This is a genomic window from Achromobacter semiaridum, from assembly GCF_053543755.1.
In genome coordinates, this window is the sequence record NZ_JBLVOL010000032.1 from 10,603 (window position 1) to 12,651 (window position 2,049).

Sequence of the window (2,049 nt, forward strand, 5' to 3'; positions counted from 1 at the left end):
CACGACGCGGCCCACCGCGTCGTCCAGTTCCTGCGCTTGCTTGATTTCGGCCAGGGTGCCATTGCTGATGCGCAGGGACAGCACGCCCAGCGCCGCCCCAATCACCAACATGAATGAGAAGAACGCCAGCACCCACAACAGGCTGCTGCGTATCGTCATGTTCGCGAAAAACTTGCGCATCTCAAGAACCACCCTTTGACTGCAATCGTTAAAGGAAAGCGCCACATCGGATTGAATATGGCGCCTCTACCCCGCGTTCCGGCCGGATTCCGATCAGGAAGCGACCTTCTCCACCAGCGCCATTTCATCGCTGGTCATCATCTTTTCGATGTCGACCAGGATCAGCATGCGTTCGTCCACCGTGCCCAGACCGGTCAGGTATTCGGTGGACAAGGTGGCGCCGAATTCCGGTGCCGGACGAATCTGGCCGGCGTTCAACATCAGCACGTCGGACACGCCGTCAACCACGATGCCGACCACGCGGCGATCCAGGTTGAGAATGATGACGACGGTCTGCTCGTTGTAGTCGACGCGACCCAGGTTGAACTTGATGCGCAGGTCCACGATCGGGACGATGATGCCGCGCAGGTTCGTCACGCCCTTGATGAACGTGGGAACGTTGGCGATACGGGTCACCGTGTCGGCGTCGTAGCCGCGGATTTCCTGCACCTTCAGGATGTCGATGCCGTACTCTTCGTCGCCCAGCGTGAAGACGAGGAATTCGCTGCCGACATCTTCGTTGCGCGCGGATTGCGCTTGCGGTTTGGCTGCCATGATTTTTTATTGCTCCATCAATTCAGAATGGCTTCGGGCTGCGACCAACGCTCACGGTTGGCGCGCGCAAGCGCAAATACGTCGACAATCAGGGCCACGCTGCCATCACCCAGGATGGTGGCGGCCGAGATGCCAGGCACCTTGCGGTAGTTGGATTCCAGGTTCTTGACCACCACCTGGTGCTGACCGATCAGGTGATCCACCAGCAGTGCAAAACGGCGGTCTTCGGCCTGCATGATGACCGCGATGGCCTGCGTGGGATCGGTCTGCGCCTGGGCAACCGAGAACACGCGGTGCATCTCGACCAGCGGCAGGTATTCGCCGCGCACATGCATGACGCGTTCGTTGCCCGCCACCGAGTAGATCTGGTCGTTGGTCGGTTGCAGCGATTCGGTAACGTGGTTCAGCGGCAGGATGAAGGTTTCTTCGCCCACCCGAACCGACATGCCGTCCAGAATGGCCAGCGTCAGCGGCAGCACGATGCGCGTGGTGGTGCCGTTGCCCGGCTCGCACGACAGCTGCACGTGGCCGCCCATGTCCTGGATGTTGCGGCGCACGACGTCCATGCCCACGCCGCGGCCCGAGATGTCCGTGACCTTTTCGGCCGTGGAGAAACCCGGCGCGAAGATCAGTTGCCAGATTTCATCGTCTGGCGAATTCTCGTTGACGGCCAGACCCTGTGCCATGGCTTTCTTCAAGATCTTTTCGCGGTTCAAGCCACCGCCGTCATCGCTGACTTCGATGACGATGTTGCCGCCGTTGTGTTGCGCGGACAGCACCAGCTGGCCAACCGGGTCCTTGCCGGCGGCGATACGCTTTTCGGGCGTTTCGATACCGTGGTCCAGGCTGTTGCGCACCAAGTGCGTCAGCGGGTCGATGATGCGTTCGATCAGGCTCTTGTCCAACTCGGTCGCGCGGCCGTAGGTCTGCAATTCGATCTGCTTGCCCATCTTGCCGGCGATATCGCGCACCAGACGCGGGAAGCGGCTGAACACGTAGTCCATCGGCATCATGCGGATCGACATCACCGCTTCCTGCAAGTCGCGGGCGTTGCGTTCCAGCTGTTCCATGCCGTTGAGCAAGCGGTCGTGCAGCACCGGGTCCAGCGTGGACGCGGTCTGCGCCAGCATGGCTTGCGTGATGACCAGCTCGCCCACCAGGTTGATGACCTGGTCGACTTTTTCAACGCCCACCCGAATCGACGTGGATTCCTTGTCGGCATGCGCGGGCGCAGCCGGACGCGAGGCGCGGGCGGCGGCTTGCGTGATGGCTTCG

The 2,049-nt window shown here is 61.3% G+C and carries 3 protein-coding genes; all 3 read right to left on the reverse strand.

The features are described 5' to 3' along the window. On the reverse strand, nucleotides 1-180 hold a 180-nt coding region (locus ACNPP0_RS10355), incomplete at its 3' end, for a Tar ligand binding domain-containing protein (protein ID WP_448705818.1). 93 nt (nucleotides 181-273) lie between these two features. Beyond that, a complete protein-coding gene (gene cheW, locus ACNPP0_RS10360) occupies nucleotides 274-774 on the reverse strand; it encodes a chemotaxis protein CheW (protein WP_006219029.1) in 501 nt (166 codons plus the stop codon). Between the two features lie 17 nt (nucleotides 775-791). After that, nucleotides 792-2,049 (reverse strand): chemotaxis protein CheW (locus ACNPP0_RS10365; RefSeq protein WP_448705819.1); only part of this gene is annotated, 1,258 nt, incomplete at its 5' end.